We start from the raw sequence: 20,780 nt of genomic DNA on the forward strand, positions 1-20,780 counted from the left end.
ACCACGTCCTGCAGCACTCTCAGTCTATTCTCCGGACTGTCACGGCCGGGTCGTCCACGGCAGGCAGCGGGCGGCGGAGCAGCGCCTCTGCTCCGGCTTCTCGTGGGCGCACGGTCCACGGTGAGCGTCGGCACAGTGCCCGTGCCCGGCCCCCGCCCCGCCCCTGTCGCGGCTCAACGCGTCACCTCCCGCCGGAAGGCGAAGCCGGCCAACAGCGCGAAGCCCACCGTCCATCCCCCCAGCACGGCGAGGTCCGACAGTCCCGACAGGGGAGATGCCCCGCCCTCCAGGAGAGCCTGGCTGAGGTGGACCCAGTGGTTGGTGGGCAGCACCTCGGATACGTGTTGGAGGGATTCGGGGAACAGCCGTGCCGGTACCCACAGCCCGCCCAGCGCGGACATGCCGATGACGCAGGCCATGACGGCGGGACCGCTGGTGGTGGGCGAGACGAGGAAGCCCAGGGCCACGCCCAGCAGGGCGAAGGGCAGGCTGCCCAGCCAGGTGATCGCGCCGACCTCCAGCCACTGGGCAGCGCTCAGTGGGATGCCGTGTGCCGACCCGCCGATCAGGAAGACGGCGAGCAGCGAGAGCAGAGAGAGCAGCAGGCCGCTGACTCCCTTGCCGATGACTATCTGCGTCGCGCGCAGCGGGGTGGTACGCAGCTGCGCGACCCAGCCGATGTTCCGGTCGAGTGCGATGTTGACCCCGTTGGTGACGGTCACCATCAGCACCCCGTGGCAGGCCATACCGGCCATGACCACGGCGTCCGGGGCGTACCCGGCCCCCGGAGCGCCCGGGCCGCCGCCGACCGTGGAGAGCATCAGGTACAGCAGCGCCGGCATGGCCACGGTGAGCACCACGAACTTCGGATCGCGGCGCAACCGCCGCAGCTCGAAGAGGAGGTAATGACGCGTCAGCATCCGTGCTTCACCTCCCGTACGGCCTGGTGAGCGGCCCCGGTGGTGAGCGCGCGGAAGGCCTCTTCGAGGCTGCTCCCGGACAGTTCGAGGTCCCGGGCCGCGAAGTCGCCGGACAGCACGGCGTGGATGGTGGCGTCGGAGTCGGTCGTGTACAGCCGGACCCTGTCGTGCTGCCGCTCCACACCGCAGACGCCGGGCAGTAACTCCACTCCGGCCGGCAGCGGGCCCTCCGTACGGAAGCTGACCGTGCGTCTGCCCACCGTCCGCTTGATCTCCTCGCCGGTTCCTTCGGCCAGGATCCTGCCGCGGTTCATCACGACGATCCGATCGGCCGCGGTGTCGGCCTCCTCCAGGTAGTGGGTGGAGAACAGCACGCTACGGCCACGCTCGGCCCAGCTCCTGATGCCTTCCCAGAACCGGGCCCGGGCCTCGACGTCCATGGCGACCGTCGGCTCGTCGAGCACGAGCAGGCCGGGCGCGCCCGCGGCCGCGAAGGCGAATCGCACCCGCTGCAGCTGACCACCCGACAGCCTGTCCACGCGTCGGCTCAACAGGCCTTCGATATCGGCTACTTCAGCCAGCTCACTCAGTAACGCGGGCTGCGGATAGAGCCGTCGTGCCAGCTCCAGGACCTCGCGGACCTTGGCACTGGCGGGGAAGGCTCCGTCCTGCCGCATCGCCCCGACCAGCCCGGCCCGTACGGCCGCATCGGGTGCCTTGCCGAACACCTCGACCCGCCCGCGGTCCGGACGCAGCAGGCCCACCAGCATGTCGATCAACGTGGACTTCCCCGACCCGTTGGGGCCGAGCAGCGCGGTGATCCTGCCCCGGCCGACCGACAGCTCCAGCCCGTCGACCGCCTTCACCTCAAGAAAACTCTTGGATACGCCGGAGAACTCCGCCGCGTGATCTCTGATCGTCTGTGACATGCCTGCACGCTAAGTTCCCGGCCCTCCCCGGCGGCAGAGACACCGGCCCCGCATTCTTTGGGACATTTGTCCTGGTGGAGCAAGGTGCGCGGGGAAGCTCCGCTGCTGCCGGGCCGGCACACCGCGGTCCGCGCTGCCGCCTACGCGGTACGCCGCTCAGCAGACTTCACGGCACGGGATCGACGCGGGCGGGCGGCCGTGCACCGCCGTGGGGGGCGGAGCCTGCCGTGGGGACGGGGCCCGCCGTGGGAACGGAGCCCGCCGTGCCGGTGGAGTCCGCCGCGGGGATGGCCACCGCGGCGGGCGTGCCCTCCGCGACCGGGGCAGCCCCGCCCGTGAACGCACCCACCACCGCAGGATCAACCGTCTCGTCCGAAACCGCCGTACCGTGACCGGCAGACGGGGCTGCCGTGGTGCGCGAGCCGCCGGCCAGGATGCTGACGGTGTTGGCCGTCACGATGGCCGCGATGGCCAGCCAGTCGATTCCTTGCAGGGTCTGGTCCAGGACGACGAGGCCGACGAGTGCCGCAAGGACGGGGTTGACGCTCATGAAGACCCCGAAGAAGCGGGCGGGGACCCGGCGCAGTGCGAGCAGGTCGGCGAGGAACGGGACGGCCGAGGAGAGGAGGCCCGCGACGGCCGCGTACCCCACGGCGCTCGCGCTGGGGTGGTGGTCGGCGAGCACGGCGATTCCGACGGGTAGGTACAGCAGGGCGGAGACACCGGCGGCCGCGGCCGAGCCTTCGGCGCCCGGCAGCCGGGCGCCGACGAGCCGGTTGAGCAGGATGTAGGACGCCCAGCACACGGCGGCGAGCAGGCCCAGCGCGATGCCCGCGTAGTCGGTGGCCGGCTGCGGGCGGGTCAGCAGGACGACCGCGGCCCCGGCGACGAGGGCGCACAGCAGGTCCGCCAGGCGGCGGGAGGCGGCCAGCGCCACGACCAGCGGCCCGAGGAATTCCAGGGTCACCGCGAGGCCCAGACCGATGCGGTCGATCGCCGTGTAGAGGGACAGGTTCATCGTGGCGAACACCGCCGCCAGGCACAGCACCGGCCACCACTGCCGCCAGGTGAACGCGCGCAGCCGCGGCCGCCCCACCGCCAGCAGGACGAGTCCGGCCACCCACTGCCGTACCGCCACCACGCCCGCCGGCCCGATCACCGGAAACGCCAGCGCTCCGGTCGCGGCACCTATCTGGTTGGACAGCCCGCTGCCGAACATCAGCGCCACCCCCGCCGCACGGCCCGGGTGCGCCGCCGGTCCCCCACGAGCGGCCTCGGGGTGCCACGGGCCTTGAGTGCTCTTTCCCATGCACCGAGCATCCGGCCGGACAGATCCATACGTAAAATGCATGCACGTACTCATCGATGCGCCATGGTTATGGATCTGGACAATGGAACTGCGACACCTGCGCTGTCTGGTGGCGATCGTCGACGCCGGCGGCTTCACCGATGCCGCCATCGATCTCGGCATCTCCCAGGCGGCGGTGTCCCGCACGCTCAGTTCGCTCGAAGACTCCCTGGGGGTACGGCTGTTGCACCGCACCAGCAGGAACGTCATCCCCACCACCGCCGGCGTCCAGGTACTGGCGCGCGCCCGCAAGGTGCTCGCCGAGGCCGACAACCTCATTCGCGAAGCCACCACCGGCCACACCCGGCTGCGTATCGGGCACGCATGGTCGGCCATGGGCCGGCACACCGCCGAGTACCAGCGTCGTTGGGCCGCCCGCTACCCCGACGTCGAACTGCATCTGGTCCGCACCAATTCTCCCACCGGCGGCCTGGCGGAGGGCCTGTGCGACCTGGCCGTGGTGCGTACCGCCTTCGATGACGCGCGCTTCGCCAGCGCCGTCGTCGGCCGGGAACGCCGCTACTGCGCCATGGCCGACGACGACCCCTGGGTCACCCGCCGCTCCATCGCCCTGGCCGACATCCGCGAACGCACCCTCCTCATCGACCGGCGCACCGGCACCACCACGGCCGACCTGTGGCCCGCGTCAGCGCGTCCCGTCGTGGAGTACACCCAGGACATCGATGACTGGCTCGCGCTGATCGCCACCGGCCGCAGCGTCGGCATCACTCCCGAGAGCACCGTCAACCAGTACCGGCGCGACGGGATCGTCTTCCGGCGGCTGCGCGACGCCTCGCCCATCGCGGTCCACCTCATCTGGCGACGACAGGACCCGCATCCGGCGACCCACGCTGCCGTCGCGCTGCTGACCGACCTCTACCAACGGGGGAAGTGAAGGGCTGTGCGCTGCCCCGGTAGCACCGCGGCGCTCCGACCCCGGCAGCGCCATGTGCCGCACGACCCGCTCTTCTGCGCGACCGGCCCCACCCCCGGCCCTCCCCCGCCCCCTCAAAACCGGACAGACAGCCATGACGGAACCCACTGCCGCCCGGCAGGCACAGGTCGCGGCCCTCGGGCCCTTCTTCGCCTTCGAGACGCACCCCGCGACGTCGGAACTCGCCTCCCCCTGGCGCCCGTTGAGCGAGGTGGCGCGAGAGGACAGCGGCGTCCTGCGGGAGCGTGTCACCGCGGTGCGTGCCTCGCTTGCCGCCCGCAGCGGCAGACCGGCCGAGGCAGTCGAACTGCGGGTGGCCGCGTCCGTGGCACATCTGGGTCTGGTGGCGCGGGTCCTCTCACCGATGCTCGGCCTGACCGCCCTGCACGGCCTGCGCCTGCCCTCACCACCGCCCACCCTGGACGACCTGAGGTGGCACTCGGGCCTCGGCGGCGCGTTCGCCCTGTCGCTGCCTCGAGAGACGGTGGCTTCACTCGCCGCCGGTAGCGCCCGCTGCGGCTCCGGCCCGTCCTCCCATGACGGCGCCCATGCCCGTATCCGTACCCCGGCCGACACCGACGCCGACACCGACGTCGACACCGACACCTCCGCGGACGCCGACACCGACACCGACGCCGACGCCGACGCCGACGCCGACGCCGTAGAGAACCTGCTCGACGGGCCGATCCGCGAACTGGTCGACGCCGCAGCATCCTTCTCGGTCTCTCCGCGCATCCTGTGGGGCAATGTGGCATCGGCCGTGAACGGCGCGGCCACGGGCATGGTGTCCGCGGCACCGTCCCTGGCACGCCCGGCACGCACAGCGGCCCTGCTGTTCCTGAGCCGGCCGCAGCTCCAGGACACCCACACCCTGAACGCCCCCAACGGGCGCTTCCGGCGGCGGAGTTGCTGCTTGATCTACCGTGCCGCTCCGAACGCCTCGGGATCCCTCTGCGGCGATTGCGTCCTTGCGCGACCTCAGGTACGGCGTTCCGGTCCGCGACCCTAGGTACGCCGTTCCGGTCGGATCGCCGCCCGAGACCACCGCCGATGCGCGATACGGGTAACCCTCCCCACGCACATATTCCTGGATCATGCAGTGGCCGGAGGGCGTACGGATGCACGGGTGGGCGCTGTTCGCTTCGGGCTGGGGGATTGTGCCTTCTGAATGCGAGACCGCCCCCTTTCACGCTGTACCGAGATGATCACCGGTCTGTTTGGCTTGGTGACGCACGGCCACCTTGTTCATCACCGGCCGCTTTGCTCACTTCTGTTCACGTCCCGGGAGGGAATGTGTCCGTACCGGACAGTGTCACCGGTTCCGCTGCCGAGGAGCCCGCTCTCGAACCATCCGCAGACAGTGCGCTCACCAGTCTCAGTACCCGGGCCGCGCGCCAGCTGGCGACCACCACCAAGTCCGAGCCCCAGATGCAGGCCATCACCTCGCGGTGGCTGCTGAAGATGCTGCCGTGGGTGGACGTCAAGGGCGGCACCTACCGGGTCAACCGGCGTCTGCAACTCCGTGTCGGCCGGGGGCGTGTCCAGTTCGAGCAGAACGGCGCGGACGACATCAAGGTGATCCCCCAGACGCTCACGGAGCTGCCCGCCCTGCGTGGTTACGACGACGTCGAGGTGCTGAGCGAGCTCGCGGGCCGCTTCCGGGTCCGTGAAGTACGGGCCGGCCAGGTGCTCTTCGAGGAAGGGCAGCCCGCCACCGAGGCGTATCTCGTCGTTCACGGCCGGTTCGCCCGCTACACGGCCGGCAAGTACGGCGAGGAGGAGGTCATCGGCGTCGTCACGGACGGCGACCAGATGGGGGACGAGGCGATCGGGCGGCCCGACCCGCTGTGGCTGAGTTCGGTGCGGGCCGAGACGGCCGGCGTGCTGATGGTGCTGCCCTGGGATGTGATCCGGGACTTCACCGACCGGGTGCCGTCGCTGGCCGCACACCTGGCGGCGTTCGCGGAGCGGCAGCAGCGTCCCGCGAACCGCCGGGGGGAGGCGGAGGTGCCGGTGGCGGCGGGGCACGTCGGCGAGCCGACGCTGTCCGGCGGCTTCGTCGACTACGACCTCGCCCCGCGCGAGTACGAACTCTCCCTGACCCAGACCGTGCTCCGGGTGCACAGCCGGGTGGCCGATCTCTACAACGAGCCCATGGACCAGACCCAGCAGCAACTCCGGCTCACCGTCGAGGAGATCCGCGAGCGCCAGGAATGGGAGATGGTCAACAACCGGGAGTTCGGGCTGCTGCACAACGCCGATTACGGCCAGCGCATCAGCACCTACACCGGCCCGCCCACCCCCGACGACATGGACGAGCTGTTGTCCATGCGCCGCAAGACGCGGCTGTTCCTGGCCCATCCGAAGGCGATCGCCGCCTTCTTCCGGCAGTGCAACAAGCGTGGTCTGGTGCCGGGCACCGCGAACGTCGACGGGCACGAGGTCCCCGCCTGGCGCGGCGTCCCGATTTTCCCGTGCGGCAAGATCCCGATCAGCGACGCGAACACCAGCAGCATCATTGCGCTGCGTACCGGCGAGGCGGACCAGGGGGTCGTCGGCCTGCACCAGACCGGTATCCCCGAGGAGTTCCAGCCCGGTCTGAACGTCCGCTTCATGGGCGTCGACGACGCCGCCATCATCAAATACCTGGTCACCGCCTACTACTCGATGGCCATCCTCGTGCCCGACGCGGCCGGAGTCCTGGAGAACGTCCAGATCGGCCGGAGCAGCGACTGACCAGGTGGAGTACGTACCATGAGCACGCCCCCCGACACCGCCGCCGGGTTTTCGTTGCCCGGTCCGCCGAACCTCGCCCGCAGCGTGCGGGCCCGACGCGGCGGGGCCGTCCCCGGGCTGAGGTACCGGCCCGCCGCCCCCGCCGACCCGGACAAGGCCAAGGAGATCGACCGCAGGCTGGAGGCCTGGGCCCGCCGGCTGGATCTCTTCCCCGCCCAGTGGACCGGGGACTTCGCACAGTTCCAGGTCGGCCGGGCCGTCGTCCTGCAGCATCCCGGTGCGGCCGATCTCGAACGCCTCACCGTCGCCGGTGAGTTGCTGCTGGCGGAGAACATCGTCGACAGCTGCTACTGCGAGGAGGACGAAGGCCGCGGAGCCGCGCGCCGCGGCCTGGGTGGCCGGCTGATCATCGCCCAGTCGGCCCTCGATCCCTTCCACGGCACCCCCGCACTGGAGGAGGAGTGGCGCCACGGCGTACAGGCCGACGGGCCCCTGCGCTCGTACCACTGGGCCCTGAAGGACTACGCCGCCCTCGCCACCCCCAGCCAGACGAACCGGTTCGTCCATGACGCCGCCCGGCTGCACCTCGGCTACCTCGCCGAGGCCTCCTGGGCGGAGACCCGGCACGTACCGCAGGTCTGGGAGTACCTGGTGATGCGGCAGTTCAACAACTTCCGCCCCTGCCTGTCCCTCGTCGACGCCGTGGACGGCTACGAACTGCCCGAAGCGCTCTACGCCCGTCCCGAGGTCCAGCGGGTCACGGCGCTGGCCTGCAACGCCACGACCATCGTCAATGACCTGTACTCCTTCACCAAGGAGTTGGCGAGTGACCCGACCCACCTGAACCTGCCGCAAGTGGTGGCCGCCCACGACAAGCGCGGTCTGAAGGCCGCTTACCTGAAGAGCGTCGAGATCCACAACCAGATCATGGAGGCGTTCGAGACGGAGTCGGCCCCGCTGGCCGCCCTCTCGCCCCTCCTCGAAAGGTATCTCCGGGGCCTGGCCGCCTGGGTCTCCGGCAACCACGAGTGGCACGCCACCAACACCGACCGCTACCAGCTGCCCCACTACTGGTAGACCGACCGATCCCGCGCAACCTCGCAAGGAGTCACCGTTGACCATCGCTCACGCCGACACCGCCCGTACACCGGTGCCGACCCAGTCCACGTACCAGTCTCGCGTCGCGGATTACTGGAACGCCGAGGAAAACCCGGTCAACCTCGAACTCGGTAAGATCGATGACCTCTACCACCACCACTACGGCATCGGGAACGCCGACTGGTCGGTGCTGGACGAGCAGGACCCGGACCTCCGCCGCGAGCGGGTCACCGGCGAACTGCACCGGCTGGAGCACGCCCAGGCCGAGCTCCTCGCCTCCCGCCTCGGCGACCTCTCCCCCACCGACCGGGTCTTCGACGCCGGGTGCGGACGCGGCGGCGGCAGCGTGGTGGCGCATCTGCGCTACGGCTGCCACGCCGACGGGGCCACGATCTCCGCCAAGCAGGCTGACTTCGCCAACGCGCAGGCCCGCAAGCGCGGCATCGACGACAAGGTGCGCTACCACCACCGCAACATGCTCGACACCGGCTTCACCTCCGGCGCGTACGCGGCTTCCTGGAACAACGAGTCGACCATGTACGTCGAGCTGGACCTGCTGTTCGCGGAGCACGCACGGCTGCTGCGGCGCGGGGGACGGTATGTCACGATCACCGGCTGCTACAACGACGCCTACGGACGCGCCTCCCGCGAGGTGTCCCTCATCAACGCCCACTACATCTGTGACATCCACCCCCGTTCGGCGTACTTCCGCGCCATGGCCCGCAACCGGCTCGTCCCCGTGCACGTCCAGGACCTGACCGAGGCCGCGCTGCCGTACTGGGAACTGCGCGGAAAGGCCGACCACCTGGTCACGGGCATCGAGGAGACCTTCCTCAACGCCTACCGCAACGGCAGTTTCCAGTACCTGCTGATCGCCGCCGACCGCGTCTGAGTCACCGCGACCACCGCCCCCGCACACGCCCCGGCCGGGCTCGTTCAGCCGACGTGGACGCGGGGGCGCCGGTCGCGGTCGGGTTCGGCCTCGCGCAGGACTTCACGGGTGACGGGAGCGACTTCCCCCTGTCCGAAGAGGAAGAAGCGGAGGAACTGGGCGAACGGGTTGCCCTCGGTCCACTCGAAGTAGATGTGCGGCCGCGCTCCGGTGGCGTCGCGTACGTGCAGCAGCAGCGCGGCCAGGGCGTTGGAGATGGTGGAGCTTTCGAGGGCGAGCACCCGGAAGCGGCCGTGCATGACCTCGCCGCGTACCCGTAGTTCGCTCTCGAACTCGGACGGGTCGCCGACGGTGACCTCGACGAAGATGAAGTCGTCGTCGACCGGGAGGTCGTTGTCGGTGCGGATCTGCTGGAGCTTGTCGCGGTATTCGGCCAGATCGCGCTGGTCGGGCTCGTTGGCGATGAAGCGGATCTTGCGGTGGGCGGCGTCGTGGATGAACCGTTCGGCCGTCTCGTCGAGCACGACGCTGGTCACCCGCAGCTCGAAGGCGCGGGCGAGGCGGGAGAGGAACGACAGCAGGATGATCCCGGCGATGAAGCAGGCACCGATCTTCACTCCGTCGGGGCGCTCGACGACATTCGCCACGGTGGTGTAGAGGAACACCACGGAGATCACCGCGAAGCCGATCGTCCAGCCCCGCTCGCGGGCGCGCCGTGCGGTGATGGTCACCGCGATCGCGGCGGAGCTGATCAGGACCAGGACGCCGGTGGCGTAGGCGCCGCCCTGGGCGTCCACATCCGCGTCGAAGATCCAGGTCACCAGGAAGGCGACCAGGGTGAAGACCAGCACCATCGGGCGCACCGCGCGGGCCCAGTGGGGGGCCATGCCGTAGCGCGGCAGGTATTGCGGCATGAGGTTCAGCAGGCCGGCCATCGCCGAGGCGCCGGCGAACCAGAGGATGGCGATGGTGGAGACGTCGTAGACCGTGCCGAAGGCGGAGCCCAGATACTCGTGGGCCAGGTAGGCCAGGGCGCGTCCGTTGGCGGGCCCGCCGGGCCGGAACGCCGGCTCGGGGATGAGCAGGGTCGTGAGGAAGCTGGTGATGATGAGGAAGACGCTCATGATCACGGCGGCGGTGGTGAGCAGCTTCTTCGCGCCCCGGATGCGCCCGGTGGGACGCTCCTCGGTGTCGTCGGGGTCTCCCTCGATATGGGGCATGACGGCCACGCCGGTCTCGAACCCGGACAGGCCCAGGGCCAGCTTCGGGAAGACCAGCAGGGCCACGCCGACCATCGCCAGGGCGCTGCCGTGCTCGGTGGTCAGGGCATGGGACCAGTCGGTGACGACATGGGGCGCGGTGGCCACATGCCAGACTCCGGCGAGGACCACCACCACATTGAGCCCCAGGTAGAGGCCCACGAGGACGAGGGCCACCCCGATGGCCTCCAGGAAGCCCTTGAGGAACACCGCGCCCAGCAGCGCGATCAGGACCAGCGTGATGACCAGCCGGCCGTTCTGCAGGGCGCTGGTGAGGTGCGGGTTCTCCACCAGGTGGGTGGCGGCGTCGGCGGCCGACAGGGTGATGGTGATCAGGAAGTCGGTGGCCGCGAACCCCAGCAGGGTCAGCACGAACAGCTTGCCCTTCCAGAAGGACAGCAGCCGCTCCAGCATGGCGATCGAGCCCTGGCCGTGCGGGCTCTCCCGGGCCACCCGCCGGTACACCGGCAGCGCGCCGGCCAGCGTCACCAGGACCAGGACGAGGGTGGCGACCGGCGACAGCACGCCCGCGGCCAGGGCGGCGATGCCCGGCTGATAGCCGAGTGTCGAGAAGTAGTCGACTCCGGTCAGGCACATGACCCGCCACCACCGCTGTCCACGGTGGGCGCTCTGGGCACCCGCGTGCGGCCCGGGGTGGTGCTTGGCCATGTCGGCCAGGCCCTCCAGCATCCATGCGCGCAGGCGATGCCGTGCTGCGGCCCGGGGAGGAGAACCGGCGGAGGCGGCCATCGTGTGCTCCTGTCGTACCGCGAAGGGGGCCGGCCATTGACGGGACGGCCACGTCAGCGTACGGAGGCGGGGCGTCGTCGCCGTGGTGTTCGGCGGTGTGGCGCGTTCGTGTCCCCGGGGACCGGGACGGCGGGCGGGCGTTCAGGCGGGAAGCGCGGCTCCCTGACGGGACGGCTTTCCGGTGAGGTGGTGCACGTACTCGCGCGCCAGACGGAATCCCGCGGTCCAGGCGAGGAGCCGGCTGGGACGGTGGTCGCGGGAGCAGGTCCAGCTCGGGACGTGGCCGCGGGTGGCGACGTCCCGGCACAGGGCGGCCACACAGGCCAGGGCCAGGCGCTGACGGCGGTGGCCGGGCGCGGTGAAACAGGCGAGGTCTTCGTACCGGGTGCCCTGGAAGTACGTACAGGCAACGGCGAGGACGTCCCCCTCCCGGAAGGCGGCCCAGCCGAACCCGGAAGCGGCGAGAGGCGCCGGGCCGCCCCAGCTCGCATGGAGCCACGCCGCATCCGGGGTGAGGGCGGCCAGCGCCGGGGCATCCTCCGCCGTCAGCCGACGCACCGTCACCCTGTCCGGGACGCGCGGCACCGGTACGGGCACCCGGTGCAGATACAGCATTCGCTCCCAGGGCACGACCAGGTCGAAGGCGATGCCCAGCGCGGGCAGGAAGCGGGCGGGGGCCTGCACATAGTGCGCGCCGAAGACGGCGAGGGCATCGGGGGCCAGCGCGCCCGGGTCGCCGCGGAGCAGGACGTGGTCCGCGCAGGCCACGGCCAGGGCGCGCGGAGCGGTGGCCCGGTCGGCCCACCAGCGGCCGGTGCCGAAGGCCCGTACGTGTTCGGGCAGCGCGGCCGCCCCGGGGGAGCCGGCCGGGAACCAGCCGGTGAGCGGGGGAAGTTGGTCCGGGGCGAGTTCGATCACTGGGTTCCATCCCGTCGGCGGAGGCGGGAGCGGCCACCGGCCGAGGCCGGACCGGCCCTCAGGACACTAGGAGAGGTGGGGGCGAAGGGGGCGCAGCCTCTCTCGGGAAGGGCGCTGCGTACTCCGAACGGACGCACCGGGGCCCGAGGCGTACGGCACGGCAGGAGACACGACAGGGAGGACGACAGGAGGACGACGAGGAGTGCAGCGTGTCGCCGAGGGGATCCGCTCGGTGACCCCTTCGGCGGCGGCTGGATTCCTGGGAGTGGTGTGCCAGAGTGGAGGTGGACGGGCGCCGCGGTCGATGGGTGGGAGAGAGGGCGGCCTGTCATGTCCCTACAGCCGGATCGCCTCGGCGCGGTCACCACTCATCCCCGGTCCCCGTCCCGGCGGACCGAGGAATATGAGGACCTGTTCGCTCAGGCTCCGGTGATCTTCGTTGCGCTGGGCGGCCCCTCCCATCTGCTGGAGGCGGCGAATCCGGCGTTCTTCGAGGCGTTCGGCGGCGGCCGTACGCAGAGCGGCGCACCGATCGGCGAGGTGATTCCGGAGCTGGGCCCGCAGGGCGTGCTGGACCGGCTCGATGCGGTGTACCGCACCGGCACCACGTTCCGGGCCCGTGGCGCGCGGCTGGTGCTCGGTGCGCCGGGGAAGGAGCGGGAGGGCTTCTTCGACTTCACCTACGAGCCCCGCCGGGACGCGGTGGGCGAGGTCGACGGGGTGATCGTGATCGCGGTGGAGACCACCGTCCACCACCATGCCCAGCTCCTCGCGTCCGAGCAGCGCCTCCTGCTGGAGCAGATCGCCCGCGAAGCCCCGCTGGGCAGCATTCTGACCGGTATGGCCCGGGCGATCGAGGAGCTGTCGCCGGACTTGATCGTCTCGGTGCTGCTGGCCGATCGCGACGGCCGGCAGCTGCGGCACGGCACCGGTCCGAGCCTGCCCGCCTTCTACAACGAGGCGATCGACGGGATCGCCATCGGTGCGGACGTGGGCTCGTGCGGCACGGCCGCGTATCTGCGGGTGCCGGTGACCGTCACCGATATCGCCACCGATCACCGGTGGAAGGGCTATCGGGAGCTGGCGGAGCGGGCCGGGCTCGCGGCGTGCTGGTCCACCCCGATCCTGGGGACGGACGACCGGCTGCTGGGAACCTTTGCGATGTACCACCGTGCCCCCAAGGCCCCCGAGGAGACGGACCTGGCCCTCAGTGCCGCGTTCGCCCGGATCGCCGCACTGGCCATCGAGCGCCACCACGCCCTGGAGGCGGAACGCGCCGCCCAGGAGCGGGAGCGGGAGGCCCGAGAGGACCTGGCCTTCGTGCTGGACGCCAGCACGGCCATCACCCGCGAGCCGCACTACGCGGACTGCCTGCAGCGCCTGGCCCGGCTGACCGTACCGACCCTGGCCCCGCTGTGCAGCGTCCATGTGCTGGAGGACGGCCGGACCCGGCGGATCGCGGTGGCCGCCGCCACCCCGGCCGAGGAAGACCTCCTCGCCTCCCCGGTGCTCACCGGACAGGTCGACCGGGCGGTGGCCCGCGTCCTGGCCTCGGGCGCCACGGAGACCAGTCGCCCGGCGGCCTCGCCCGGCGACCCTCCCGGGCCGCCCGGCGTCACCGGTTACGTCAGCGTCCCGCTGGCGACCCGCGGCCGCACCTTCGGCGTACTGACCCTCCTGGCCACCGACCGGCCGCTGGACGGCCATGCCGTCGCCCTCGCCGAGGAGCTGGCCCGCCGGGCCGCCTCCAGTGCCGACAACGCCCACCAGTTCAGCGACCGCGTCCAGCTGGCCCGCGATCTGCAGGCCGGGCTGCTGCCTCCCGAGCTGCCCAGGATTCCCGGTGCCGATCTGGCGGCGTACTACCATCCCGCCGGCGAAGGGCCGGAGGTCGGCGGCGACTTCTACGATGTCTTCCCGCTCCCCGACGACCGCTGGGCGTTCATGATCGGCGATGTCTGCGGGCGCGGCGCACTGGCCGCCACCACCACCGGCATGGTCCGCCACACCGCACGCGCCGCCGCGCGTCTGCTGCACGATCCGGCGGACGTGGTCGCCGCCATCAACGACGCGCTCACCGGGAGCCCGCTCGACGAGGACCACTTCGTCTCCCTCGTCTACGGCGAACTGCGGCACACCCCGTCGCACCTCGCACTGGAGCTGATCCGGGCCGGTCATGTACCGCCGCTCGTGCGCCGCACCGACGGCACCGTCGAGCATGTGGTCCAGTCGGGCCTGCTCCTGGGGATCAGCCCGGAATTCCACGGCGCCTGCTGCCGGCTCGACCTCGCGCCGGGCGACAGCCTGGTGCTGGTCACCGACGGCATCACCGAGGCCCGCTCCGCCACCGGCGAGTTCTTCGACGAACACCGCCTGGCCGATGCCCTTCTCGCCCTCCCCGGCACGGCGTCCGGTGCCGCCGGTCTCATCGAGGCCGTCCATGCCGCGGTGACCGCCTTCGCGGGCCGGTCCACCCCCGATGACCAGGCCGCTCTGGTGCTCACCGCCACCTGAGGCCCGGCCCGGCGCCGGCCGGCCGGCGCGGACGGGGCCCGGCCCCACCGGCCCCCGGGGCCACAAAGGCCCGTTCTCCCTCTGCCCTTCGCCGCGCACCGTGCCTATTTTGGCTCCATGGATCCCGTGCCGCGTACCTCCCCCGACGACCCCAACCCGCTGCGCCGGCTCTCCCTGGACGCACTGCGGCGGCGTACGAGTATGAAGTGGCGTACCTACCCGGACGATGTGCTGCCGCTGTGGGTGGCGGAGATGGATGTGCCGCTCGCCGAACCGGTCGCCGCGGCGATCACGGAGGCGGTCGCGCTCGGCGACACCGGCTACCCGACGGGCACCGCGTACGCCCGGGCGCTGGCCGGTTTCGCACGGACGCGGTGGGGCTGGGACGGGCTCGTGGTGGACCGTACGGCGATCGTGCCCGATGTGATGCTGGGCATCGTCGAAGTGCTGAAGCTGCTCACCGGGCCGGGAGACCCGGTGGTCGTCAACTGCCCCGTCTATCCGCCGTTCTACCAGTTCGTGACGCATATGGACCGGCGCGTGGTGGAAGCGCCGCTGGGAGCGGACCTGCGGATCGATTTCACGGCGCTGGAGGGAGCCTTCCGGCACGCCGTCGCGGACGGGGGCCGCGCCGCGTACCTGTTGTGCAGCCCGCACAATCCCACCGGCACCGTGCACGGCGCCGAGGAACTGTCCGCGGTCGCGGCGCTCGCGGACAGGTACGGCGTACGGGTCGTCGCCGACGAGATCCACGCCCCGGTGGTGGCCCCGGACGCCGGGTTCGTGCCCTACCTGAGCGTGCCGGGGGCGGAGTCGGGGCTGTCGCTGATGTCGGCGTCCAAGGCATGGAACCTCGCCGGTCTCAAGGCCGCACTCGCCCTCGCCGGACCCGGCGCTGCCGACGATCTGGCCCGTCTCCCGGAGGAGGTCAGCCACGGCCCCAGCCACCTCGGCATCATCGCCCACACGGCCGCCCTGCGGGACGGCGGCGACTGGCTCGACGCGGTGCTCCGCGGCCTCGACGACAACCGCCGGCTGCTCGACGGCCTGCTGGCCGAACGGCTCCCCGCGGTCCGCTACCGCCCTGCCGCCGGGACCTATCTCGCCTGGCTCGACTGCCGTCCGCTCGGCCTCGGTGACGATCCCGCCGCGGTCTTCCTCGCCCGCGGCCGGGTCGCGCTCAGTCCCGGTGCCGGCTTCGGCACCGGCGGCGCGGGGCACGTCCGGCTCAACCTGGCGACCTCACCCGAGCTGCTGACCGAGGCCGTACGGCGGATGGCCGTCGCACTGGCCTGACCACGGCACGGGCGGCGACTCCCGACGCCCCTCCCCCGCCGCCGTACGGAGCACGGACGCCGGTCCGCGCGGCCGGCCGCTGCGCCACCGCCCCTTCCCTGCACCGCATGTGAGGGGCCGTTTTTGGAATGCGGGGACTTTCTCCATACGATCCGGCGATGATCACAAGAAAACGGCTGGCGGCCGGGGTGTGCGGCCTGCTGGCCGCGATGACCCTCGCGCTCGCCCCCACACCCGCCGGCGCCGATGAACCGGACGCCAAGCCTTCCCCCAAAGTCGAGTTGACGCTCGATGTCAGCGGCTCGATGCGGGCGCGCGACATCGACGGCCAGAGCCGGATGGCCGCGGCGAAACAGGCGTTCAACGAGGTGCTGGATGCCGTGCCGGACGAGGTCCAGCTCGGCATACGTACCCTCGGCGCCAACTACCGCGGCGAGGACCGGAAAGTCGGCTGCAAAGACACCCGGCAGCTCTACCCGGTCGGGCCGCTGAACCGGACCGAGGCGAAGACCGCGGTGGCCACGCTCAGCCCCACCGGCTGGACGCCCATCGGACCGGCTCTGCTGGGCGCGGCCGACGACCTCAAGGGCGGCGACGGCTCCCGCCGGATCGTCCTCATCACGGACGGCGAGGACACCTGCGCCCCGCTCGACCCCTGCCAGGTGGCGCGGGACATCGCCGCCAAGGGCATCCACCTCACCGTCGACACCCTCGGTCTGCTGCCGGACGCCAAGACCCGCAACCAGCTGAGCTGCATCGCCGAGGCGACCGGCGGAACCTACACCTCGGTACAGCACACCAAGGAACTCCGGGACCGGGTACACCAGTTGGTGGACCGCGCGGCCCGTCCGGTGGTCACTCCGGTGGCGACCGAAGGGGCCCAGCAGTGCGCCGGTGCCCCGAAGCTCAAGCCCGGTCTCTACACCGACCGTGAGAAGTTCGCCGAGCACCGCTGGTACCGGGTGGACGTGCGGCCCGGCCAGGAATTGCGGGCCTCGGTGAGCATCGGCGCCGACCGTGCGGTCAACAACGACTACGGGGTCCTGCTGCGGGCCTCGACCGTGCACGGCAGGGAGATCGTCCGCGGTGCGGAGGCCGGCGACGGCCGGACGGATGTGATCTCCTCCGGGCTGCGCTACCCGAAGGCGCCGTCCGCCTCCTCGGATGACGACACATCCGCGGCGGAGACCGTCTGTCTGCAGGTCAGCAACTCCTTCTCGGCACCCGCCTCGGTCAAGACCGACCCGGGCCTGCCCGTCGAGCTGACCGTCGACCTGGTGGACGGGCCCGATGACGCCTCCGACGCGGCCTTCTTCGGCCTCGGACACGGCTGGTGGCTGCTGGTCTCACTGGCCCTCGCCGGCCTGATCGCCGGCCTGTTGTGGGGCTGGATCTCCCGTTGGCGCGTGACCGTCTGGAGGACCCGCTGATGCGCACCCTACGCACCCTGACGACCGCTGTGCTGGCGGGCGCCGCCTTCTTCGGCACGGTGGGAACGGTCTTCGCCGACAGCCCGTCCCCCAGTCCGAGCACCAGCACGGACGGGGAGGCGCCGGCCCCGACGGAGGCCGGTACCTCGTTCCGTACGGCGACCGCCATCAGACCGGACCAGCGGGCCACGGCCGATGCGTCCACCGGCGACTACCTGTACTGGGTGCTGCCCGTGGACGCGGGGCAGCGCGCCACCGTCAAGGCCAAGGTCTCCCTCCCGCGGAGCGCCCGGCACGGCACGGCCACCTGGCAGCTCGATGTCTATGACGGGCTGCGCCGCCGTCAGGCGTGCCAGTACGGCGCCCAGACCAGGGCGGCGGCCCGGGATGCCGATTCCGTCGAACTCTCCTGCACGCTGCGCACGGTCCGCGCCTGGGCAGAGCCGTGGGCGAACGATCCGCTGCCGGGCAGCTACTACGTACGCCTGACGGTGGTGGACCTGCCCAAGGACGACCTCGGTCTGCCGGTACACGCCGAGGTCGACGCCGCCCTCGCCGACCAGGGCGGCGCCCACGACGTGGACGGCACGCTCGCGGCTCCCCTGGTACCGGGCGCCTCCACCGCCTCACCCGAGGCCCAGGAGAGCGCCGCGCCCGGGAAGCCCGCCGCCCTGGGCGAACCGGACGGCGGGTGGTCGTCCGGCGGGTGGTCCGACCGCTGGCTCTGGACCGCGGCGGGCGGGCTGCTCGCCGCCTTCGGTGGCATCGCGGGCTACCGCTTCACTGCGGGCTCAGGACGCCCGTCGCGGGTGCCGCCGGGCGCCTGACCGGCCCGGGGGCGGCCATGGCACGTGCCGTGGCCGCCCCCGGCCGGCTTCCGGACGTCAGCGATTCAGCAGTCACAGCAGCTGCAGCCGTCACAGCAATCGCAGCAGTCGCAGCAGCTGCAGTCGTCACAGCAATCGCAGTCCTGGCAGCACCCCTCGCGCTTCTTGCGCGACCACGGTCCCTCGTACTCCTCCGCGCAGCAGAGCTTGCAGGTGCAGCAGAGCCCGATGGCGACCGCACAGCCGGCGAAGAAGCCGCGGGGCTTCTTCGGCTGCTGCGGGAAGTGCGGCATCCCGCCCTCGCCCCCGCCGGAGCCGCCACCGTGACCGCCGTGGCCGCCGCTCGGACCGCCAGGCCCGACCGGGCCGCCGCTGTACGGGTTCTGAGGCCCATTCAGGTGCTGCTGCCCGTGAGCGTACGGGCTGCCGCCGGCCGGTGCCTGGCCGTAGTGGGGAGGCTGCCCGTACGGGGAGGGCCCGCCGTTTCGGTACGGGTTCCGGCCCTGGCCGTCGTAGGGCCCCGGCGCTCCGTGCCCCTGGTGGGAGCAGGAAGCCGTGCCGAAGGCGCGGTCCACCGAGCGGCGCAGTTCGTGGACCAGCAGCACATGCACCAGCGCGGAGTCGGCGAACTCCACGTCGCGCAGGGCGAGACGGATGCCGTGCAGCGCGTCATCACACAGCCGGCGGGCCTGGGCGAGGGTGGCACCCGTGGCGGCGAGCGGGTTCCAGGCGCCCTCGGCGGCGTCCGAAGCACGGTCCTCCACGGCGTCGAGGAGATGAGCCAGCCGCCCGAAGAACCGGCCGGCCTCGGCCAGCGGCGCCGCGTTGCCCGGCCGGCCCGCGAGCACCGCGGTGTGCGCGAAGGCCGCGGCGGTCGCCGTCTCGGTCGGCTCGGTGATGAACGTCAGTGGTGTGCCGGGCCCGGCCAGCTCCTCGATGCCCAGCTGCCGGTCGACCGCGTCGACGAGTACGGCGGTGTCGAAGCCGAGGGTGGCACCGGTGCGCGCCCCGGCCCGGTCCCATCCCGCGGCGACCTTGCGCGCGGCGGCGGCCACCGGCCGGCGGCGCAACGCTCCGTTCCCGTCGGCGACATGGTCGCGTATCTTCGCCGAGGCGAGCACGAGGGACACCGATGCCGCGAGGCGCGCGCCCTCTCCCTGCGCCACCGATGCGGTCCGCATACCCCGCAGCGGACAGGGCCCCGCGGTACGGCGGCGGGCCTGCGCGGGGCCGGACTGCGCATCCGTCAGCACGGAGATGATCAGCCCGTCGTAGTTCGTGACGACCCGGGCGAACTGCCCGTGGTCGCCGCGCAGCGCGAGACAGAGACCGCACAGATGGGCCATCCACTCCGCCTTGAGTCCTTGCGACAGGCGATGGGTGCAGGGCCGGACGATTCCGAACATGTGGAACAAACCCCCGTAAGACATCGGCATGGACCGGCCTCGGTCGGTGCGGGCCGGCAGCGGCAGGAATCGTACCGAGCGGGCCGTTGACCTGGACACACGCCCCATGCCGGGCGCCATGGAGGCCGGGCGACACCTGATGGGCCGTCATATCGGCGGTGACGGTGGCGCGGTCGCCGGACCCGTCCGGTCCGGCCCGCGCGGCGGTAACGGCGGCCGCTCCGCGGTGCCAGGGGAAACACCGGCGGAGCGGCCGCGGGGCCCGGGTCCACAGGAAGGCCGGGCCGGGCCGGGAATCGGGGAAAATCCCGCGGCACATCCCTTTGTACGGACTGCGCCCCGGGAGTGTTCAACCGGATTGGGGATACCTCGGCCGGGACGGTCCCCGCGGCAGGTCCCACGCGGGCCCACAGCGGGCCCCGCTGCGGTCGTCAGGAAAGGACGCCCATGCCCAGCAGGCCGAAGAGGAGGGCGCCGACGAGGATCCGGTAGATCACGAAGGAGTTGAAGGAGTGCTTGGCCACGAACTTCAGCAGCCAGGAGATGGAGGCGTAGGCGACGCCGAAGGAGACGACGGTGCCGATGGCCAGGGGCGCAACGGCGGCACCGGTTCCGATGGCGTCCTTCAGCTCGTAGATGCCGGCTCCGGTGAGGGCCGGGATGCCCAGGAAGAAGGAGAGGCGGGTGGCCGCGACGCGCTCCAGGTCGAGGATGAGGGCGGTGGACATCGTCGCGCCGGAGCGGGAGAAGCCCGGGAAGAGGAGGGCGAGGATCTGGGAGCAGCCGACCCACATGGCGTCCTTGAGCGAGGTGTCGTCCTCACCGCGCTTGTGGCGGCCCATCTGGTCCGCCGCCCACATCACCCCGCTGCCGATGATCAGCGACCCGGCAACCACCCACAGGGAGGCGAGCGGGCCCTCGATCAGGGGCTTGGCGGCCAGGCCGACGACCACGATCGGGATGGTGGCGTAGATCACCCACCAGGCGAACTTGTAGTCGTGGTGGTAGCGCTCCTCGCGATTGCGCAGCCCGCGGAACCACGCACCCACGATGCGCACGATGTCCTTGAAGAAGTAGACGAGCGCCGCGGCGATCGCGCCGACCTGGATGACCGCGGAGAAGGCGACGACGGTCTTGTCGTTGACGGGGATGCCCATCAGACCTTCAGCGATCTTGAGGTGGCCGGTGGAGGAGACCGGAAGGAATTCCGTCACCCCCTCGACGGCTCCGAGGACGACGGCTTGGCCGATGCTGATCGCGCTCATGGGATCCATTTCCGGTGATGGGGTGAACGTGCGGCGCGGGTGCGCCGTGGTGCGGTGGGCGTGGGGTCCTGCGGCCGGGCGTGCGGCGGGGACGAGGGGGCATCGGCACCCTCGTCGGTGCTCTCGGCTCGGCCGGGGCGGGTCCCGCGGATGCCTCCGGCGTCACCGGGATCCACGTATGCCGCGGCGCACCGGTCGGTGAGGCGACTGTACTGGTGGTCGTGCCGTCGGCCGAAGCGAAGGGCGCGGCGGGCGGGC

At 71.6% G+C, this 20,780-nt stretch carries 15 protein-coding genes and 1 pseudogene; 9 read left to right on the forward strand and 7 right to left on the reverse strand.

The window, feature by feature from the left end:
* Positions 1–173: 173 nt before the first annotated feature.
* The 3 genes and pseudogenes from CFW40_RS02535 to CFW40_RS02545 form a co-directional block, all read right to left on the reverse strand.
* A complete protein-coding gene (locus CFW40_RS02535) occupies positions 174–920 on the reverse strand; it encodes an ABC transporter permease (protein WP_088796183.1) in 747 nt (248 codons plus the stop codon).
* Positions 914–1,849 (reverse strand): ABC transporter ATP-binding protein, encoded by a 936-nt coding sequence (locus CFW40_RS02540; protein WP_088796184.1) that lies wholly within the window; start codon positions 1,847–1,849, stop codon positions 914–916. Before CFW40_RS02540 ends, CFW40_RS02535 begins: the two co-directional genes overlap by 7 nt.
* 433 nt (positions 1,850–2,282) lie before the next feature.
* A pseudogene (locus CFW40_RS02545) lies at positions 2,283–3,158 on the reverse strand (DMT family transporter); the annotation flags it as partial.
* An 82-nt stretch (positions 3,159–3,240) separates the two neighbouring features.
* Here CFW40_RS02545 and CFW40_RS02550 point away from each other — a divergent pair.
* The 5 genes from CFW40_RS02550 to CFW40_RS02570 all read left to right on the forward strand — a co-directional run bounded on the left by CFW40_RS02550 (position 3,241) and on the right by CFW40_RS02570 (position 8,857).
* Positions 3,241–4,092, forward strand: a complete 852-nt coding sequence (locus tag CFW40_RS02550) for a LysR family transcriptional regulator (RefSeq protein WP_088796186.1) — start codon at positions 3,241–3,243, stop codon at positions 4,090–4,092.
* A 133-nt stretch (positions 4,093–4,225) separates the two neighbouring features.
* Positions 4,226–5,140, forward strand: coding sequence for a (2Fe-2S)-binding protein (locus CFW40_RS36935; protein ID WP_176956595.1), 915 nt, complete (start codon positions 4,226–4,228; stop codon positions 5,138–5,140).
* A 284-nt stretch (positions 5,141–5,424) separates the two neighbouring features.
* Positions 5,425–6,867: a family 2B encapsulin nanocompartment shell protein gene (locus CFW40_RS02560; protein WP_088796188.1), complete on the forward strand. Its 1,443-nt coding sequence runs from the start codon at positions 5,425–5,427 to the stop codon at positions 6,865–6,867.
* 18 nt (positions 6,868–6,885) lie between these two features.
* Positions 6,886–7,944, forward strand: coding sequence for a family 2 encapsulin nanocompartment cargo protein terpene cyclase (locus tag CFW40_RS02565; protein ID WP_088796189.1), 1,059 nt, complete (start codon positions 6,886–6,888; stop codon positions 7,942–7,944).
* Positions 7,945–7,981: 37 nt separating this feature from the next.
* The gene (locus CFW40_RS02570) at positions 7,982–8,857 is read left to right on the forward strand and encodes a geranyl diphosphate 2-C-methyltransferase (RefSeq protein WP_088796190.1); all 876 of its coding nucleotides are present in this window, start codon (positions 7,982–7,984) and stop codon (positions 8,855–8,857) included.
* A 44-nt stretch (positions 8,858–8,901) separates the two neighbouring features.
* Here the strand turns inward: CFW40_RS02570 and CFW40_RS02575 are convergent, their stop codons facing one another.
* Together CFW40_RS02575 and CFW40_RS02580 are read right to left on the reverse strand one after the other, a co-directional pair.
* Positions 8,902–10,866 carry an APC family permease gene (locus CFW40_RS02575; protein ID WP_088796191.1) on the reverse strand — a complete coding sequence of 655 codons (1,965 nt, stop codon included), beginning with the start codon at positions 10,864–10,866 and terminating at the stop codon, positions 8,902–8,904.
* Between the two features lie 141 nt (positions 10,867–11,007).
* On the reverse strand, positions 11,008–11,784 hold the full coding sequence (locus CFW40_RS02580) for a GNAT family N-acetyltransferase (protein ID WP_088796192.1): 777 nt from the start codon (positions 11,782–11,784) through the stop codon (positions 11,008–11,010).
* A 330-nt stretch (positions 11,785–12,114) separates the two neighbouring features.
* On the opposite strand from CFW40_RS02580, the gene CFW40_RS02585 reads away from it, so the two are divergent.
* The 4 genes from CFW40_RS02585 (at position 12,115) to CFW40_RS02600 (ending at position 17,851) form a co-directional block, all read left to right on the forward strand.
* Positions 12,115–14,298: a GAF domain-containing SpoIIE family protein phosphatase gene (locus CFW40_RS02585; RefSeq protein ID WP_088796193.1), complete on the forward strand. Its 2,184-nt coding sequence runs from the start codon at positions 12,115–12,117 to the stop codon at positions 14,296–14,298.
* Between the two features lie 117 nt (positions 14,299–14,415).
* Positions 14,416–15,594 (forward strand): MalY/PatB family protein, encoded by a 1,179-nt coding sequence (locus CFW40_RS02590; protein ID WP_088796194.1) that lies wholly within the window; start codon positions 14,416–14,418, stop codon positions 15,592–15,594.
* Positions 15,595–15,752: 158 nt separating this feature from the next.
* On the forward strand, positions 15,753–17,024 hold the full coding sequence (locus tag CFW40_RS02595; RefSeq protein WP_088796195.1) for a VWA domain-containing protein: 1,272 nt from the start codon (positions 15,753–15,755) through the stop codon (positions 17,022–17,024).
* A complete protein-coding gene (locus CFW40_RS02600; protein WP_088801861.1) occupies positions 17,024–17,851 on the forward strand; it encodes a hypothetical protein in 828 nt (275 codons plus the stop codon). Before CFW40_RS02595 ends, CFW40_RS02600 begins: the two co-directional genes overlap by 1 nt.
* Positions 17,852–17,916: 65 nt before the next feature.
* Here the strand turns inward: CFW40_RS02600 and CFW40_RS02605 are convergent, their stop codons facing one another.
* Complete coding sequence (locus tag CFW40_RS02605; protein ID WP_088796196.1) at positions 17,917–19,257, reverse strand: DUF5685 family protein; 1,341 nt, start codon at positions 19,255–19,257, stop codon at positions 17,917–17,919.
* Positions 19,258–19,688: 431 nt separating this feature from the next.
* On the reverse strand, positions 19,689–20,522 hold the full coding sequence (locus CFW40_RS02610; RefSeq protein ID WP_088796197.1) for an undecaprenyl-diphosphate phosphatase: 834 nt from the start codon (positions 20,520–20,522) through the stop codon (positions 19,689–19,691).
* Positions 20,523–20,780: the final 258 nt, after the last annotated feature.

This window comes from Streptomyces sp. 2114.4, assembly GCF_900187385.1.
Lineage (GTDB): Bacteria > Actinomycetota > Actinomycetes > Streptomycetales > Streptomycetaceae > Streptomyces > Streptomyces mooreae.

Bases quoted from the DNA above. Each gene is read 5' to 3' on its own strand.
- CFW40_RS02535 (WP_088796183.1), bottom strand. From the start codon at position 920: ATGCTGACGCGTCATTACCTCCTCTTCGAGCTGCGGCGGTTGCGCCGC.
- CFW40_RS02540 (WP_088796184.1), bottom strand. From the start codon at position 1,849: ATGTCACAGACGATCAGAGATCACGCGGCGGAGTTCTCCGGCGTATCC.
- CFW40_RS02550 (WP_088796186.1), top strand. From the start codon at position 3,241: ATGGAACTGCGACACCTGCGCTGTCTGGTGGCGATCGTCGACGCCGGC.
- CFW40_RS36935 (WP_176956595.1), top strand. From the start codon at position 4,226: ATGACGGAACCCACTGCCGCCCGGCAGGCACAGGTCGCGGCCCTCGGG.
- CFW40_RS02565 (WP_088796189.1), top strand. From the start codon at position 6,886: ATGAGCACGCCCCCCGACACCGCCGCCGGGTTTTCGTTGCCCGGTCCG.
- CFW40_RS02575 (WP_088796191.1), bottom strand. From the start codon at position 10,866: ATGGCCGCCTCCGCCGGTTCTCCTCCCCGGGCCGCAGCACGGCATCGC.
- CFW40_RS02585 (WP_088796193.1), top strand. From the start codon at position 12,115: ATGTCCCTACAGCCGGATCGCCTCGGCGCGGTCACCACTCATCCCCGG.
- CFW40_RS02590 (WP_088796194.1), top strand. From the start codon at position 14,416: ATGGATCCCGTGCCGCGTACCTCCCCCGACGACCCCAACCCGCTGCGC.
- CFW40_RS02595 (WP_088796195.1), top strand. From the start codon at position 15,753: ATGATCACAAGAAAACGGCTGGCGGCCGGGGTGTGCGGCCTGCTGGCC.
- CFW40_RS02600 (WP_088801861.1), top strand. From the start codon at position 17,024: ATGCGCACCCTACGCACCCTGACGACCGCTGTGCTGGCGGGCGCCGCC.
- CFW40_RS02605 (WP_088796196.1), bottom strand. From the start codon at position 19,257: ATGTTCGGAATCGTCCGGCCCTGCACCCATCGCCTGTCGCAAGGACTC.
- CFW40_RS02610 (WP_088796197.1), bottom strand. From the start codon at position 20,522: ATGAGCGCGATCAGCATCGGCCAAGCCGTCGTCCTCGGAGCCGTCGAG.